The following is a 15,813-nucleotide window of genomic DNA, read 5'->3' as shown; positions in this document are numbered from 1 at the left end:
CGCGCCCTGACCGACGCCGGGCGCGAGACGGTCGAGTGGCTGGCGGCCCTGGGCGCGCCGTTCGACCGGGATGCGGAAGGGGGCTTCGTCGTCAGCCTGGAGGCGGCCCATTCCGTTCCCCGCGTGGCGCGGGTCGGCGGCGACGGCGCTGGTCGAGCCATCCTGTCGGCCGTCGTTGCAGCGGTGCGAGCCGAGACGTTGATCGAGGTCTGGGACGACGCGCGGCTGAAGGCCCTGTCGCAGGATGCCGACGGCCGAGTGGTCGGGGCGGTGGTCGTGCGCGGCGACCGTCTGGTCGAGATCACGGCGACGGCGGTAGTGCTGGCCACAGGCGGGGCGGGTGGTCTGTTCGCGGCGACCACGACCCCGGCCGCGTTGAAGGGCGAGGGAATAGCCCTGGCCGCGCGCGCCGGCGCGGAAATCCTGGATCCGGAGTTCGTGCAATTCCACCCCACCGCTATCGACGTGGGGCTGGACCCCGCGCCGCTGGCGACCGAGGCTTTGCGGGGTGAGGGTGCGCGACTGATCGATGGTCAGGGATGCTTCCTATTGGGTGAGGCGGACGACGCCGATCTGAAACCGCGCGACGTGGTGGCGCGGGCTGTCCATGCGGCGCGCGCCGACGGGCGAGGGGCCTATCTGGATGCACGCACGGCGATCGGGGACGAGTTTCCCCACGCGTTTCCCGCCGTCTTCGCCGCCTGTATGCGCGCCGGCCTGGATCCGCGCGTCAGCCCGATCCCGGTGATGGCGGCGTGCCACTATCACATGGGCGGGATCGCCGCCGACGCGGACGGACGCACGACGGTTACGGGCCTTTATGCGGTCGGCGAATGCGCGGCGACCGGCGTTCACGGCGCCAACCGGCTGGCGTCCAACTCCCTGCTGGAAGCGGCGGCCTTCAGTCGGCGCGCGGGCCGGTCGGCGGCCCAGGAAGTCGGCGGCGGCCGCGCCTTGGCGGCTGATATCTCGCCTGACCTGCCGGACGCGGCGATGGCCGAATTGCGGACCGCCATGACGGCGCATGCCGGCGTGGTGCGCGATGCGGCGGGGCTGTCGGGCCTGATCGCCCTGATCGACCGGCTGGAGAGCCAGCACGGGCCGGCGGCCGTTCTGTTGGCGGCGCGGCTCATCGCGCAGGCGGCGCTGGACCGGCATGAGAGCCGGGGCGGGCACTATCGGTCGGACTATCCGCAGACGGATAGAGCGGCGGTGCATACGCGGGTTCGGATTCCCCATCCGGCGGCGCTGGAGGCGGCGGAATGAGACGACTTTCAGAAGTCCTGATCGAGCCCGTGGTGCGCTTGGCGCTGGCCGAAGATCTGGGGCGGGCGGGCGACATGACCGCCATGGCCTGCATCCCTGAGAATGCGCGGATGAAGGCGGTCTTTGCGGCCAGGACGCCCGGCGTGCTGGCGGGCATCGACTGCGTGCGCTTGGCCGTGCTGGCCATGGATCCAAAGGCCTCGGTCGATTTGAGGTTGAGGGACGGCGACGCCTTTGACGCGGGCGAAGTGCTGGCGGTGGTAGAGGCTGACGCCCGCGCCTTCCTGTCGGCCGAGCGGACAGCGCTCAATCTGGTCGGACGGCTCAGCGGCGTGGCGACCTTGACGCGCACCTATGTTGAAACCGTCGCCGGGACCAAGGCGCGGATCGCGGATACGCGCAAGACCACGCCGGGGCTGCGCGCGCTGGAGAAGCACGCCGTGGCCTGCGGCGGCGCTATCAACCATCGCTTCGGTCTGGATGACGCCATCCTGATCAAGGACAACCACATCGCTGTCTGTGGCGGCGTCGCCGAGGCGGTGCGGCGGGCCAAAGCCTTCGCCCCGCATTTGATGAAGGTCGAGGTCGAGGTTGATGGGTTGGATCAGCTGGACGCCGTATTGGCCCTGATCGATGAGGGCGCGGCGCCTGACGTCATCATGCTGGACAACTTCAGCCTCGACGACCTGCGCGCCGCCGTGGCGCGCGTCGCTGGGCGGATCGTGCTTGAGGCCTCCGGCGGGGTCGATCTGACGACGGTGCGCGGCATCGCTGAGACGGGCGTGGACGTCATCTCGGTCGGCGCCCTGACCCATTCGGCGCCCGTTTTGGATATCGGCCTGGACGCGCTCTGACGGCTTGTAGACCTCCGCCGATCAAGCGGGGCTGGAGGCCGTTTCGGCGACGTCGGTCTTGGCCGAGGTCTCGTTCGCCCGTGCAGGGCGAGAAGCCGGTTGGGACACGGCGGCGCGCGTGGCGGCAGGCGAAGACGTCGTCGACTGGGCCGCCGGTGCGGGCAGGGCGCGGCCTTCCTGCGCCAACACCATCGAATAGGCGACCGCCTGTCCGGCTTGGCGCGCGGTTTCGACCGGGTTGAGGCCGGCCTGGATCAGGCGCGGCTGGTCCGCCGGCGCCGCGCGACGGGCGGCGTAGGTGAAGGTCCCGCCGGTGCTTGAACGGCCGCCGAAGCGATAGAACAGATGGCTGCCGACCTGGCTGACCTGCACAAGCGACGAACGCCAGCCCGGCGTCACGGCGGTGGTGTGGAAGTGGGTCGCATTGCCGACGCGCGAGAAGACCGACCCCGACATGGCGTTCGAGGCCACGGTCCTGGCGCGGTTCCAGGCAGCCTGGTTGACGCGGCCGCGCATCGCCCCGGAGCAGGTGAAGGAGAACTGGCAACCGGTGCTGCGCGCCGCGCCCTGGAAGACGACGCCGCAGACCGTCTTGGGGAAAGCGGGGTGGCGCACGCGGTTCAGGACGACTTGGGCCACGGCCTTCATGCCGTCGGCGCCTTCGCCGCGGGCTTCATAATAGACGGCCTGGGTCAGGCAATCGAGATCGCGGCTGGCGTCCAGGGCGTTGGCCACGCGGAAGGCGGGCGCGGCGGTCGGTGCGGTCAGGCTGGCGCGGCGAAGGTTGGGATCGCCGGGCGCACGGAGTTGTTCGAGACGGGCGGCCAGCAGTTCGGCCTGGCGATCGCGCTGGGCCGAGCCCGCGCCGGTGTAGGGATCATGACGACGCGCAATGGTCAGGGCGCTGGCGTCGAGGCCGCCGGCGGCGGCGGCAAGGGCTTCTTCCGTGAAACCGGCGGCGGTGGCGCCTTGAATCCGTTCGGCCTGGGCGCGCAGCGTCGTCGCGCGCGCCGTCGTGCCGCCCAGATAGGCGCATCCGATCGCCAGTCCCAACAGACCGCCAAAGGCTGCAGCAGCCGTCATGGGCTTGATCTTGGCCACACGATCGGCGCGCAAAATGGCGCGCGTCTGCGAAGAATGCGACAACGAGGTAGTCCTGTTCAGCAGGGCGAGAAACGCGGCCCCCGGGGTAGTCTTGCCGGCGAGGCGACCCATTGCGGTCGCGGTCCAGCCTGCAAATTCCGGCGCTCGGCTCAGTGGCCCGGGCGTCGAGGACGGGCCTTTAGCCAGCCTTTTATGGCCTCAATGTGTTCGATTCGCAATCCGATGGTTAACACATCGGATTCGGTAGGTATTTTTCAGTCGCGGCGACCCGTGTGGCTGCAAAACGGCAAGACTGGATAAATCTATAGGCCGAATACTGTATCCATCAACTGTTGAACTTGTTATGTCTAGATATGCTGCATCGCAGCAAACTAAATGGAGCGAACAAAGCTGTTTAGAATTGTGGCGGTGGTTGTCGGCGCAACTAGACCCCAAGCCAGGAACCGCTATGCCGCGTTCGCGTTCAAGCGTGGCCTTTGGAGAGAAGCCCATGACTAAAATGATCACCCTGACCGCAGCCGCTGCGGCTGCGCTCGCCCTGTCCGCCTGCGGCGCGACCATCGAACAGAAGGCCGCCAGCGGCGCTATCGCCGGCGCGGTCGTTGGCGGCCCGGTCGGCGCTGCCGTGGGCGGCGCAGCCGGAACGGCTGTCGGTCAGGCGCAAAAGCCGAACTAGGACCACCTCGGTCGACGCACGCTCTTATCGCCGCGCTTGCGATCAGGGCTGCCGCGCCTATCTGATCGAAGTGTTGCGGCCACGCCGCCGCGACGCTCCAAATGACGCATCAGGCCGATTTGCGGGCTGCGAACCTTGATTTTCGCGCGCTTATCGGCTTTGTGCGCCCCGCTTCGGGCCGTGCGTGGCGCAGCCTGACCCCCGACGACCGCCCTGGTCGCTCACAAGGAACCCTGACGCTTTCGCATGAAAGATCTGAAGACCGGATTCTCCGACCGCATTACCGCCCAGCAAGAGGCCAAGAAGGCCCTGCTCGCCAAATTCAAGCCCAAGGCCGCCGCGCCCGATCCCGAGTTCGAGCGTCTGGCTGAAAAGCGCGCCGCCGAAAAAGAGGCCCTGCGTCAGCAGCATGAGCTGGCCAAGGCCGAGCAGCGTCGTGAAAAGGCTGAAAAGGAAGCCGCGCGTCTGGCCGCCGAACTCGCCGCCCAGGAAGAGATCGACGCGGAAAAGCGCGCCGACCGCAAGGCGCGCAAGCAACTGACCAAGGAAGAGCAGAAGGCCAAGCGCGACGCGCGTTACGCCGCCCGCAAGGCCCGCCGCTAAATCCAGCTGCGGCTCCAAACAGATCGACGCGTCGCATTGCTGCGGCGCGTTTTTCTTTAGCGTTAGTTCCCTTGTTAGTTAGTTCGTCGGCGCGGCGCTGAGGCGTTCCAGCAGGGCGCGCAACTGGTCCGACGAATAGGGTTTGCGCAGCAGCGGCCAGACCGTGTCGGCCAGCACCGCATCTACGTCCTCGCCGACGTAGCCCGAGGTCAGGGCGATCCGCAGATCCGGCCAGCGCGCCGCCGCCTCGCGCGCCAAATCGATGCCGCTCATGCCGCCGGGCATCACAACGTCGGTCAGCATCAGATCGAAGTCGTCGGCCTGAAGGAACTTCAGCGCATCGTCGCCCGTCTCGGCCCAGTCGACCTCCAGCCCGAAACCTTCCAGGATTTCGAGCGCGATGGCGGCCACGCCGGCGTCGTCCTCCACCAGCAACATCCGCCCGCCCTCGACCAAGGGGGCGCCATCGGCGGCGATCAGGCTCGACGTCATCGCGGCGTCCTCTGCCGACAGGGGCGGCAGGAAGATGCAGATCTCGGCCCCGCGTCCCGGCTCGGAGATGATCTGGACGCCGCCGCCTGACTGGCGCGCGAACCCATAGACCTGGCTCAGCCCCAGGCCCGTCCCCTTGCCGACGCCCTTGGTGGTGAAGAAGGGTTCGAACACTCGGTCGCGGATGTCCGGCGACATGCCTTCACCGTTGTCGGCGACGCTGACGCAGACATAGTCGCCCGCCGCCAGTTCGGCGATCTGTCCGGCCTCGACCGTGCAGGCCCGCGTCTGCACGGTGATGCGGGCTTGGCGGCCCTTGGCCCCGGTCACATCGCCCAAGGCGTCGCGCGCATTGACGATCAGGTTCAGCAGCGCGGCTTCGAACTGGGCCGGATCGACATTGGCGGGCGCGCCGCCACGCTTCAGCTTGACCTTGAAGTCAACCGCCTCGCCGACGGCCCGGCGCAGCAGCGGTTCACTCTCGCGGATCAGGGCGTTGAGATCGATCGGCTCGGGTCGCAGAGCCTGACGACGCGAGAAGGCCAGCAACTGATGCGTCAAGCTCTCGCCCCGTCGGGCCGCCGCCAGCGCCGCCTCGCCCAGCTTCTTGCGCTTGGCCGCGTCCTCGCTGCGCAGGATGATGTCCAATGCCCCGATCACGACGGTCAGCAGATTGTTGAAGTCGTGCGCGACCCCGCCGGTGAGCCGCCCGACCGCCTCCATCCGCTGGGCATGGACCAGTTGCGCCTCGGCCTGAGCCTTTTCGATCAGGGCCTCGTCAACCCTTTCTTCCAGCAGTTCATTGATGCGTTTGAGGTCGTCTTCGGCCCGCTTGGCGTCGGTCACATCTAGACAGGCGCCGACATAGCCCTGGAAAAGGCCCGAGGCGTCGAAGCGCGGCACGCCTTCGGTTCGCAACCAGCGCGGACCGAGCGTCGGGTGGTTGATCCGCGTCAGCGCCTCGAATCGATCCCGGGCCTCGAAGGCGCGCATGAAGGCGGCGGCGAACACCCCTTCGTCGTCCGGGTGGATCAGGCGTCGCCAGCTATCGGGCAGATGCGCGTCCGCCTCGACGCCGAAGAAGGTGCGGTAGCGCCTGTTGGCGAACACCATCTGGGCGGCGTCGTCGCTCATCCAGATCAGGGCGGGCGCGCTGTCGGCGACGGTGCGGAAGCGGTTCTCGGATTCCTCTAGGCGCGCCTGGGCCGTGCGCATGTCCGTCACGTCGAACGCCACGCCCACGAAGCCGACGACCTCCTGGCCCGCCAGACGGGGTCGGGAGAAGGACTTCAGCCAGCGCCATTCGCCATCGTGACGGCGATAGCGCGCCTCCATCGAAAAGGGCTCGCGCGTCGCTTCCCCGTTAATCGATTCCGCCAGGATGCGCGCCTGATCCTCGGGATGCAGCGCGCTGCGCCAATCCAGGTTGAGGACGGTCTGATAGTCCGATCCGTGGAAATCGACATAGGCGCGGTTTACGAAGGCGCGCGTGCGATCCTGTTTGGTGACCCAGATCAGCACCGGCGCGGTGTCGGCGATGGCGCGGAACCGCTGTTCGCTCTCACGGGTCTCGTTTTCCGCGCGGGCGCGCTCGACCTCGGCCCAGGTGCGCGCCGCGACTTCTTCGACAAGGCTGACCTCGGCCTCGGTCCAGTCGCGCGGCGTCGCCGAATGGACATAGAGAAACGCGCGCAAACGTCCGGTGCGGATCAGCGGCGCGCGCACCAGGGCGCGGGTCTGGATGGCGTCGAAGGCGTCGGCGACAGCCGCCGTGCGAGGGTCCTCGCGTACATCTGAAATCTGGATGGTGCGGCCGTCGTTCAGGTCCGCGATCAGACCTTCGCCAAAAGCGTTCAGGCTGAATTGTCCTTGGGCGCTCTCGACGCCAGCGGTCCAATCGCGGCTCATGGAGACGACGCCCGCCGATTGATCGACCTCGCCATAGCCGACCCGGTCGACGTCTAGCAGCGCGCCAAGCGTGCTCTCCACATCGGCCATGATGTCTTCGGGATCGGTCAGGTCGCGCAGCCGGTCGCTGAGGTCCAGCAGAAAGGCCTGACGTCGCGCGGCGCGCGCCGCCGCATCCAGCGCCTCGCGGGTTTCGGTCACGTCGAACGAGATGCCGGCATAGCCCACGAAGACGCCTTGCCCATCGAAGCGCGGCCGCACGACGGCCCGCATCCAGCGCCAGACGCCGTCTTGTCCCAGAACGCGCGCCTCCATCTGGAACGGCTTGCGATCAGCGGCGCCGGCCTTCTCGGCCGCCTTTACGGTCTCCAGATCGTCGGGGTGAACGGCCGTCTTCCAGCCGCCCTCGCGTAGAGCCTCGATGTCCAGCCCGTGCAGGGTGAAGACGGCGGCGTTGACGAACTCGAACTCCCCCTTGGCGTCCAGCAGCCAGATTGGCGAGGGGGCGGTATCGGCGAGTTCGCGGAACCGGGTCTCGCTTTCACTCAGCCGCGACAGGGCCTTGCGGAGCGACGCCCCCACCGCCGCGATGAACAGGCCGACGAGAACGAAATTCCAGGTCGCCGCACCACCGATGGCGTCAAGCACGCCATCCCGGCCGGTCGCCGTCAGCACGACGATCGCCCAGCCGCCGCCGGTGCAGACCAAAAGCGCCGTCAAGGCTCCGGTCCAGCCCGCCGCCAGAGCCGCCAGGGTCACCGCCGGCAACAGGATGGTGAAGCCGGTCACCTCGCCATACAGCGGCGACGCCGCCGCCCGGATCGCCAGACCCGCGAGGGCGATGCCGATCCCGATCAAGAGGCGATGCATCGGCGAGGCCGTCGACAGGCGCGCCAGGCCGATCAGCCAGCGATCCATGACCGCGATCCGCCGTTTCGATCCGCCTGCGCTCATATCGTCGGTTCGCCCCACCAGCGACGCGTTTGCCCCGCTGGAACATAGTTTTACACCTTGCGTTTGGGGCGACCACCCCTGACGCGCAGGGGGTTTGATAACGGCGGTCGTCGTGACGCCGGAAAATGGCCTATAAGTCGGACTAGACGCGCGATCTCAGCGAAAGGCCGGTGCGCCGATCGCGACTATTGGACCCTGAATGACCCGGTTGCCCTGGAAGACGATGTGGAAGGCGCTGCGGCGTTCGGCGGCGGCCTTGCCCGCGGCCGGCGCGGTGCTGGGCGTCGCCATGGCGGTGGGGTCCAGCGTGCGACCCGATATGGATCGGACGGCAGAGGCTGTCTCGCGCATCACCGGCGGCGACCTCGGCGCGGGCGGGTTGGCCGCGATCAAGGGGCGATTGACGCCGTCGCAGCTGGCCGTCGCCATGCGGCATGATCCCAACCTTCTGCAGCCGGCTCTCTACGGACTGACGCCGGGCTGGGAGAGCTTGACGCTGGCCGGCAAGCCAGGTCTGGAATCGGGCAAGAGCGGCCTCGAGGCCCAACGTCTGAACGCAGCCATGGCGCCCGCGTCCGGCGCGCTGCGTCTCGCGTTGCCGTTCGTGTTCAAGGGCAGCGCCGAGGATCGCAGGCGGGCTTTGCGCTGTCTGACCCAGGCGGTCTATTATGAGGCGGCGCTGGAGCCGGACAACGGCCAGGCGGGCGTGGCCCAGGTGGTCCTGAACCGCGTGCGCGATCCGAACTACGCAAGCACCGTCTGCGGCGTGGTGTTCGAGGGCGCCGAACGCGTCACCGGCTGTCAGTTCAGCTTCACCTGCGACGGCTCGCTGGGCCAGGCGCCGGTCGGCTGGGCGTGGGAACGGGCGCGCAAGGTGGCGGAGCGCGCGCTGAACGGCGCCGTGGCTCAGGAAGTCGGCACCGCCACCCACTATCACGCCGACTATGTGCATCCCTGGTGGACGCCGACTGTGGCGAAGGTGACGCAGATCGGCGCTCACATCTTCTATCGTTGGAAGGGCGTCTATGGCGAAACAGCCGCCTTCCGCAAAACCTACAGTGGGCGCGAGCCAGCGATCGATGAGGCGCGTTTCTCGCGTCGGCGCATGATGATCGCCGCCGGCTCTGCAACCGGCGGCGCCGATCCCGACGCTCCGCTGAAAGACGCGCCGTTGAAGACGGTCGAGATCGATGGTCAGCAGCGGGTCGTCGGCGTGGTCAGCCTGGGCGGTCGGCGCCTGCCAACGCGTGACGAGGTTGCGGCCATCAACGCGCGCCTGAACGCTCTGGAGCGGCCCGCATCGTCCGCCAAATCGGCCGACCCGGCGCCCACAGGCGTCACGACGATGGACGTGGAGGAAGTCGGTCGCCCCGCGAACTGACATCCTGCATTGCAACGCTTCGCCACTCCGAGCATTGATGTCGATGGCCGGACCTGACCGGCCCAGCGAGGACGCCTGCTTGACCCACCCCGAAGTCGATTGTCCGAGGTGGGACGAAGCCGACCGTCTGAAGACCCTGACAAGCTACGGCGTACTGGACACGACGCCCGAAGGGTCGTTCGATGATCTGGCGTCGCTCGCCGCGCGCATCTGTGAAGCGCCGATGGCCGCCGTCAGTCTGGTCGATTCCCAGCGTCAGTGGTTCAAGTCCGAGGTCGGTCTGGGCGTGCGCGAAACGCCGCGCCCGCTGTCGTTCTGCGCCCACGCGATGCTGGGCGACGACGTCATGGTCATCCCCGACGCGATGCAGGATGACCGCTTCATCGACAATGACCTGGTGACGGGCGCGCCGCACATCCGCTTCTATGCCGGCTATCCGCTGAGGACGCCGGACGGCGTGCCGCTGGGCGCCCTGTGCGTGCTGGACGACACGCCGCGCCCGCAAGGTCTGACCGAGCTTCAGCTGATGGCGCTCAAGACCCTGGCGCAACAGGTGATGACGCAACTGGAGCTGCGTCGCGCCTTGTTGGACCGGGACCTCAGCGACCGCACCGCGCGGTTGGCGATGGAGGCCTCAGCCTATGTCGGGGCCTGGGACTGGGACATTCCCGAGAACCGCGTGATCGCCGACGAACGCTTTGCGCGGATGTATGGCGTGGATCCCGAAGCGGCGCGCGAGGGCGCGGCCATCGAGGTTTTCACCTCCAGCGTCCATCCCGACGACGCCCAACGCGTCACCGACGAGATCGACCGGGCCATGACGGACGACGGCGCCTTCGTCAGCGAATATCGTTTGGGCCAAGGCGATGACGTGCGTTGGATTCTGGCGCGCGGTCAGGTCTATTTCGACGGGGAGGGCAAGCCGATCCACTTCCCCGGCGTCGCGGTGGACATCACCGAACGCAAGACCATCGAGACGGACCTCGCCGAAACCGCCGTGGCCCTGAGCGAAAGCGAGAGCCGGTTCCGGGTCTTGGCTGACGCCATGCCGCAGATGGTGTGGTCCACCCTGCCGGACGGTTTTCACGACTACTACAATGCGCGCTGGTACGAATTCACGGGCGTGCCTCTGGGCTCGACGGATGGCGAGGGCTGGAACGACATGTTCCATGCCGACGACCGCGAACGGGCGTGGACCGTGTGGCGCAACTCGCTGGAAACCGGCGAGCCCTATGAGATCGAATATCGGCTGAAGCATCACAGCGGCGTCTATCGCTGGACGCTGGGCCGCGCTGTGGCGATCCGCGACGAGGCGGGCGAGATCACCCGCTGGTTTGGCACCCTCACCGATATCGATGAGTTGAAGCGGCTGGAGCAAGGCCGCGAGCTGGTCAGCCAGGAGCTGAGCCACCGGATCAAGAACATCTTCGCCGTCGTCACCGCCCTGGTCGCCCTGTCGGCGCGCCAGTATCCGGAGGCCAAGGCGTTTTCGGCCTCGTTGCGCACACGCATCGCCGCCTTGGCCCGTGCGCATGAGTTCGTGCGGCCGCACACCGAGACGTCCAAGACCACGATCGGGGCGACCACCCTGCATTCCTTTCTGTCCGACCTGTTCAAGGCCTATGCGGACGAGACCGGTGGGGCGCGCGTCGTCATTCAGGGCGAGGACGCCGTCTTCGACGATCAGGCGGCGACCTCAGTGGCCTTGCTGTTCCACGAACTGGCGACCAACGCCGCCAAATATGGCGCGCTTTCCGAGCGTGGCGGCGTGGTCACCCTGACGACGGAACGGCAGGAGGACCGCTTCGTCCTGACCTGGTCGGAAACGGGCGGTCCGGTCGTCCAGGGCATGCCGCAACGCACCGGCTTCGGTTCGTCCCTGGCCAGCCTGTCGGTTGAGGGACAGCTCGGCGGGCGTTTGTCGCGCGAATGGCGGCCAGAGGGGCTCCAGGTCATCTTGGACCTGCCGGCGACGGCCCTGTCCAGGCGCCGCGCGGCAGGCGGATACTCAAATTAGTCTTCTATTGAAACCTATCCCTCACACTGACGTTACGTACGCTCCCGAGCACTGATTGAACCCATGACTGCGCGTATCCTCATCATCGAAGACGAAGCTCTCGTTGCGATGGAGCTCAGGTTCGTCCTGGAGGACCTCGGCCACGAGGTTCTGGGCGTCGCCGCGACCGCACAGGCCGCGCGCGATCTGGTGCGCGAGAACGATGTCGATCTGGCGCTGGTCGATATCCACCTGTCCGACGGTCCCACAGGAATCAATCTGGGCCGCGAACTGGGTCAGGACATGGGCGTCTCCGTCCTGTTCATGACGGCCAACCCCGGCATGGTGCGCGACGGCGTCGCCGGCACCATCGGCGTCTTGTCCAAACCGACAGATGAACATGCGGTCCAGACGGCTGTGGATTACGCCCTGCGCCGTCGCCAGGGACAGCCGGTCGACTACGCGCCTCCGGGTCTTCAACTGTTCGGCTGACCGCAGCCGAGGCGGTTGCGGTCGCAATGATGCGGCATATGTCGAGGTCTCCCCAAGAGGAGATCTCCGCATGACCACCCTTTCCAAACGCAAGCTCGGCTCCAGCGACCTGGACATCGCCCCCCTGGTGTTCGGCGGCAACGTCTTCGGCTGGACGGCGGACGAGGCGACCTCATTCGCCTTGCTGGACGCCTTCGTCGAGGCCGGTTTCGACGCCATCGACACCGCCGACGCCTATTCGCGCTGGGTTCCGGGCCACTCCGGCGGCGAAAGCGAGACGATCATCGGCAAGTGGCTGAAGGCGCGCGGCCGGCGCGACGACGTCAAGATCCTCACCAAGGTCGGATCGGACATGGGGCAGGGCCACAACGACCTGTCGCCAGCCTGGATCGAGACGGCGGTCGAGGCGTCGCTGCGCCGGCTGCAGACCGACTATATCGACCTGTATCAGACCCACTGGCCCGATCCGAAGACACCGCAGGAGGAGACGCTGCGCGCGCTGGATAAGCTGGTGCAGGCCGGCAAGGTGCGCGCCATCGGCACGTCCAACCATTCGGCCGAACAGGTGTCCGAAGCTCTGGATATTTCGCAGCGCGAGATTTTGGCCGCCTATGCGACGATCCAGCCGCATTACAACCTCTACAGCCGCGACACCTTCGAGGGCGAACTTCAGGACCTGGCCGTCGAACAGGGCCTGGGCGTCATCACCTACTTCAGCCTGGAGAGCGGTTTCCTGACCGGCAAATACAAAAGCGTCGATCAGATCGCCGGGACCAAGCGCGAGGGAATGCTGAAGGACAAGTTCGACGCGCGCGGCGTGCGTATCCTGGCGGTCCTGGACGCCGTGGCCCAGAAGGCCGAGGCCACCTCGGCCCAGGTCGCCTTGGCCTGGCTGCTGGCCCAGCCGGGCGTGACGGCTCCGATTGTAAGCGCGACCTCGACCGAACAGCTGGCCGACACGCTGAAGGCGGCGACCCTGATGCTGTCGGACGAGGACGTGGCGGAACTGATGGAGGCGAGCGCCTACTGATCGCGCAGGATCGGGGTCACCAGACCCCGATCTTCTCCGCCTCGGCGTGGCTGATGGGGTTGTGGGCCTTGGCGTGGTCTTCTTCGGCGAGGAAGCGGCTGACTTCCAGCGCGGCCATGCAACCCATGCCGGCGGCGGTGACGGCCTGGCGATAGACGTCGTCCGTCACGTCGCCGGCGGCCCAGACGCCTTCGATCTCGGTCGAGGCCGTGCCGGGCTTGACCCGCAGATAGCCGCCGGCGTTGGTTTCCAGCTGGCCCTTGAACAGTTCCGACGACGGGGCGTGGCCGATGGCGATGAAGACGCCGTCGGCGGGGATTTCCCGGGTCGAGCCGTCCTGGACGTTCTTGAGCCGAACGCCGGTGACGTTCTTGGCCATGCCGTCCACGACGCCGACGATTTCCTCGATCGCAGAGTTCCAGATCACCTCCACCTTCGGGTGGGCGAACAACCGGTCCTGAAGGATCTTCTCGGCGCGGAACTCGTCGCGGCGGTGAACGACCGTGACCTTGGAGGCGAAGTTGGTCAGGAACAGCGCCTCTTCGACGGCGGTGTTGCCGCCGCCGACGACCACGACTTCCTTGCCGCGATAGAAGAAGCCGTCGCAGGTCGCGCAGGCCGAGACGCCAAAGCCCTGATAGGCGGCCTCGCTCTCCAGCCCCAGCCATTTGGCCTGGGCGCCGGTGGAGATGATGACGGTCTCGGCCAGCAGCTCTTCGCCGCTGTCCAGCTTCAGGCGGAACGGGCGTTGCGACAGGTCGGCGGAGACCACGATGTCGTGGATGACTTCGGTCCCGACATGCAGGGCCTGGGCCTGCATCTGCTCCATCAGCCAGGGGCCCTGGATGGTGTCGGCGAAGCCGGGATAGTTCTCGACGTCGGTGGTGATGGTCAGCTGGCCGCCGGGCTGGATGCCGGCGATGACGACGGGGTTCAGCGAGGCGCGGGCGGCGTAGATGGCGGCAGTCCAGCCGGCGGGGCCGGAGCCGATGATGGCGACGCGAACGGTACGAGCTTGGGTCATGGCCCCTATTTAGGCGGTGATTCCCGTTTGCGCGATGCTAGTCTCGCCTGACACGCAGGGGAGATGGGGATGACGAACAAGAACGCGGCCTTCCTGCCGATCGGGATCGGCATGGGCTTGTCGATCGGCGTGGCGCTGGGCGTGGCCCTGGACAATGTCGGCCTGGGTCTCGCGCTGGGCACGGCCATCGGATCGGGCTTTGGCGTGGCCTTGATGGGGGCCGCGAACGCCAAGGCCCGGAAGGGTGGCGGCTCGGACGGGGGCGCGGTCATGCCGCCATCGGATACGTCGCAGCACAGCGGCTCAGACTGCAGCGGGGACAGCGGCTGTGACGGTGGCGGCGGCGACTGAAAAGACCACTCCAGAATCTTTGAGTGCATTTTCGTGCAGATTTTTGCGAGCCGTTCTTAGAAAATCTCCTGATGACGGTCGTCACCTTGGGGCATGACGGCGTCAGGAACGGACGTGGGTCTCGCTATCGCGTCCGCATCGCTTCCAGGACGGCGCGCGCGGCGCGGTCGGTCTCGGCCAGCGGCTCGTAGGTCCAGCAGTCCAGCGCGCCGTCGAACGGACGGGTGGCGCCGCGCGATTGCAGGTCGTCGTGCAGGCGAGCGAATTTGTCGCCGGCTTTCAGCGGGATCATCGGTAGGACGTGGACCGGCTTGCCGGTCGAGGCGGCTTCGGCCGCCATGTTGGCGCTGTCCTCGGTGACAAGGATGTGGTCGGCGAAACGCAGGAAACCGAACAATGGATTTTCGCCTGTCCCATCCCAGATCCACCCCGGCAGATCCGAAAGGCGAGCGGTCATGACGGCCTTCGCCGCATCGGGCGTGCGACGTGAGAAGGTCAGCATCAGCGCGCCGCCAGATGCTCGAACGGCGTCCGCGATCCGGTCGGCCAAGTCAGCTGCATGGGCCTCGGTCAGGTCGAAAGCCTTGGACTTGCCGCCGATCAGCACGGCGACGCGCGGATGGGGCAGGGGGGCGATCCGGTCGGCGAAGAGGGGCGCGGCCTTGGCGATCCGCTGCGGTGTGATGCGGTGGGGCGAGCCGGTGATTTCAAAGACATTGTCGCCCGACAGACCGTCATGGGCGGGCGCGACGATCAGGTCGTAGCGATCGTTGGCCCAGCGTGGATCCTGGGTCTGGACGACGAAGGTCTTGTCGCCGCTCCAGGCCTTGACGCGGGCCGACAGCGGCAGGGTCGCACGACCTGTGGCGATCCACAGATCGGGCCAGGGGGCGGTCAGCGGCGCGGACGCCAGCATGATGGCGGGGCTCTTCAACGCCGACGGCAGGCGGTCGAAGATCGGCCGCCAGCGGATATGTTTGATCGTAATCTCGGCCGGGGTCAGCCGCTGAACGGCCTCGGCGAGACCTAGCGCCTGATTCTCGATGCCGGCGCGGCCGTCGGAGACGACCCAGATGGCCAAAGGATTGGGAGAGAGGGGGCGAGCAGACGCTGCCCCCACCATCGCTGTTACTTCCACTCGACCTTGAGGATCTCGTAGGCCTTCACGCCGCCGGGGGTGTTGACCTCCACGACGTCGCCGACCTCCTTGGAAATCATGGCGCGCGCGATCGGCGAGGCGATCGAGATCTTGCCCTTCTTCACATCGGCCTCGTGTTCGCCGACGATCTGGTAGGTGGCCTCTTCTTCGGTGTCCTCGTCCACCACGGTGACCGTGGCGCCGAACTTGACCTGGCTGCCCGACAGTTTGGACACGTCGATGACCTGGGCGCGGCTGATCTTGTCCTCGATCTCGGCGATCTGGCCTTCGATCCAGCCCTGACGCTCCTTGGCGGCATGGTATTCGGCGTTTTCGGACAGGTCGCCGTGCTCACGCGCCTCGGAGATGGCGGCGATCACGCTCGGCCTTTCGACCGACTTCAATTGCTTCAGTTGATCGTCGAGGGCACGGTAGCCCTCGCCCGTCATCGGCACTTTTTCCATTTGTGTCGTGATTTTTCTGGTTCGCCCGGAGACTGGAAAGACGCGAGATAAGCACACAAAAGGCCGCGGGGCGGGCGCGG

General features: G+C 67.1%; 14 protein-coding genes. 9 read left to right on the top strand and 5 right to left on the bottom strand.

Features of this window, described 5'->3' with window-relative positions; all coding sequences use genetic code 11:
* Together B3T77_RS02035 and nadC are read left to right on the top strand one after the other, a co-directional pair.
* The coding region (locus B3T77_RS02035) for an L-aspartate oxidase (protein ID WP_292076684.1) at positions 1-1,266 on the top strand (1,266 nt) is incomplete at its 5' end.
* On the top strand, positions 1,263-2,120 hold the full coding sequence (gene nadC / locus B3T77_RS02030; RefSeq protein ID WP_292076681.1) for a carboxylating nicotinate-nucleotide diphosphorylase: 858 nt from the start codon (positions 1,263-1,265) through the stop codon (positions 2,118-2,120). The genes B3T77_RS02035 and nadC, both read left to right, overlap by 4 nt.
* 21 nt (positions 2,121-2,141) lie before the next feature.
* On the opposite strand, the gene B3T77_RS02025 is transcribed toward nadC, so the two are convergent.
* Positions 2,142-3,203 carry a cell wall hydrolase gene (locus B3T77_RS02025; RefSeq protein ID WP_292076678.1) on the bottom strand — a complete coding sequence of 354 codons (1,062 nt, stop codon included), beginning with the start codon at positions 3,201-3,203 and terminating at the stop codon, positions 2,142-2,144.
* 511 nt (positions 3,204-3,714) lie between these two features.
* On the opposite strand from B3T77_RS02025, the gene B3T77_RS02020 reads away from it, so the two are divergent.
* Positions 3,715-3,900, top strand: a complete 186-nt coding sequence (locus tag B3T77_RS02020) for a hypothetical protein (protein WP_055806925.1) — start codon at positions 3,715-3,717, stop codon at positions 3,898-3,900.
* Between the two features lie 246 nt (positions 3,901-4,146).
* Positions 4,147-4,503 (top strand): DUF6481 family protein, encoded by a 357-nt coding sequence (locus B3T77_RS02015; protein WP_055752926.1) that lies wholly within the window; start codon positions 4,147-4,149, stop codon positions 4,501-4,503.
* Between the two features lie 78 nt (positions 4,504-4,581).
* On the opposite strand, the gene B3T77_RS02010 is transcribed toward B3T77_RS02015, so the two are convergent.
* On the bottom strand, positions 4,582-7,821 hold the full coding sequence (locus tag B3T77_RS02010; RefSeq protein ID WP_292076669.1) for a PAS domain S-box protein: 3,240 nt from the start codon (positions 7,819-7,821) through the stop codon (positions 4,582-4,584).
* Between the two features lie 235 nt (positions 7,822-8,056).
* Between B3T77_RS02010 and B3T77_RS02005 the strand changes: the two genes are divergently transcribed.
* The 4 genes from B3T77_RS02005 (at position 8,057) to B3T77_RS01990 (ending at position 12,756) form a co-directional block, all read left to right on the top strand.
* Positions 8,057-9,238, top strand: coding sequence for a cell wall hydrolase (locus B3T77_RS02005; protein ID WP_292076666.1), 1,182 nt, complete (start codon positions 8,057-8,059; stop codon positions 9,236-9,238).
* A gap of 79 nt (positions 9,239-9,317) precedes the next feature.
* Positions 9,318-11,255: a PAS domain-containing protein gene (locus B3T77_RS02000; protein WP_292076664.1), complete on the top strand. Its 1,938-nt coding sequence runs from the start codon at positions 9,318-9,320 to the stop codon at positions 11,253-11,255.
* Positions 11,256-11,318: 63 nt separating this feature from the next.
* On the top strand, positions 11,319-11,726 hold the full coding sequence (locus B3T77_RS01995) for a response regulator (protein WP_055752929.1): 408 nt from the start codon (positions 11,319-11,321) through the stop codon (positions 11,724-11,726).
* Positions 11,727-11,796: 70 nt separating this feature from the next.
* Positions 11,797-12,756, top strand: a complete 960-nt coding sequence (locus B3T77_RS01990; protein WP_055752930.1) for an aldo/keto reductase — start codon at positions 11,797-11,799, stop codon at positions 12,754-12,756.
* Positions 12,757-12,772: 16 nt separating this feature from the next.
* Here the strand turns inward: B3T77_RS01990 and trxB are convergent, their stop codons facing one another.
* Complete coding sequence (gene trxB, locus B3T77_RS01985; RefSeq protein WP_292076660.1) at positions 12,773-13,780, bottom strand: thioredoxin-disulfide reductase; 1,008 nt, start codon at positions 13,778-13,780, stop codon at positions 12,773-12,775.
* Between the two features lie 69 nt (positions 13,781-13,849).
* On the opposite strand from trxB, the gene B3T77_RS01980 reads away from it, so the two are divergent.
* Positions 13,850-14,131, top strand: a complete 282-nt coding sequence (locus B3T77_RS01980) for a hypothetical protein (protein ID WP_292076658.1) — start codon at positions 13,850-13,852, stop codon at positions 14,129-14,131.
* Between the two features lie 124 nt (positions 14,132-14,255).
* Here B3T77_RS01980 and B3T77_RS01975 read toward each other — a convergent pair whose 3' ends face one another.
* A complete protein-coding gene (locus tag B3T77_RS01975) occupies positions 14,256-15,254 on the bottom strand; it encodes a mitochondrial fission ELM1 family protein (RefSeq protein WP_292076655.1) in 999 nt (332 codons plus the stop codon).
* Positions 15,255-15,259: 5 nt separating this feature from the next.
* Entirely contained in the window at positions 15,260-15,733 is a 474-nt protein-coding gene (greA, locus tag B3T77_RS01970; RefSeq protein WP_055752933.1) for a transcription elongation factor GreA, read from the bottom strand.
* Between the last annotated feature and the right edge of the window lie 80 nt (positions 15,734-15,813).

This window comes from Brevundimonas sp. UBA7838 (genome assembly GCF_002500885.1).
GTDB classification, from domain to species: Bacteria; Pseudomonadota; Alphaproteobacteria; order Caulobacterales; family Caulobacteraceae; genus Brevundimonas; species Brevundimonas vesicularis_C.
This window is presented reverse-complemented; position numbering and strand designations above follow the sequence as displayed.

Excerpts from the sequence above, each read along its gene's own strand:
- nadC (WP_292076681.1), top strand. The coding sequence starts at position 1,263 with ATGAGACGACTTTCAGAAGTCCTGATCGAGCCCGTGGTGCGCTTGGCG.
- B3T77_RS02025 (WP_292076678.1), bottom strand. The coding sequence starts at position 3,203 with ATGACGGCTGCTGCAGCCTTTGGCGGTCTGTTGGGACTGGCGATCGGA.
- B3T77_RS02020 (WP_055806925.1), top strand. The coding sequence starts at position 3,715 with ATGACTAAAATGATCACCCTGACCGCAGCCGCTGCGGCTGCGCTCGCC.
- B3T77_RS02015 (WP_055752926.1), top strand. The coding sequence starts at position 4,147 with ATGAAAGATCTGAAGACCGGATTCTCCGACCGCATTACCGCCCAGCAA.
- B3T77_RS02010 (WP_292076669.1), bottom strand. The coding sequence starts at position 7,821 with ATGGATCGCTGGCTGATCGGCCTGGCGCGCCTGTCGACGGCCTCGCCG.
- B3T77_RS02005 (WP_292076666.1), top strand. The coding sequence starts at position 8,057 with ATGACCCGGTTGCCCTGGAAGACGATGTGGAAGGCGCTGCGGCGTTCG.
- B3T77_RS01995 (WP_055752929.1), top strand. The coding sequence starts at position 11,319 with ATGACTGCGCGTATCCTCATCATCGAAGACGAAGCTCTCGTTGCGATG.
- B3T77_RS01990 (WP_055752930.1), top strand. The coding sequence starts at position 11,797 with ATGACCACCCTTTCCAAACGCAAGCTCGGCTCCAGCGACCTGGACATC.
- trxB (WP_292076660.1), bottom strand. The coding sequence starts at position 13,780 with ATGACCCAAGCTCGTACCGTTCGCGTCGCCATCATCGGCTCCGGCCCC.
- B3T77_RS01980 (WP_292076658.1), top strand. The coding sequence starts at position 13,850 with ATGACGAACAAGAACGCGGCCTTCCTGCCGATCGGGATCGGCATGGGC.
- B3T77_RS01975 (WP_292076655.1), bottom strand. The coding sequence starts at position 15,254 with ATGGTGGGGGCAGCGTCTGCTCGCCCCCTCTCTCCCAATCCTTTGGCC.
- greA (WP_055752933.1), bottom strand. The coding sequence starts at position 15,733 with ATGGAAAAAGTGCCGATGACGGGCGAGGGCTACCGTGCCCTCGACGAT.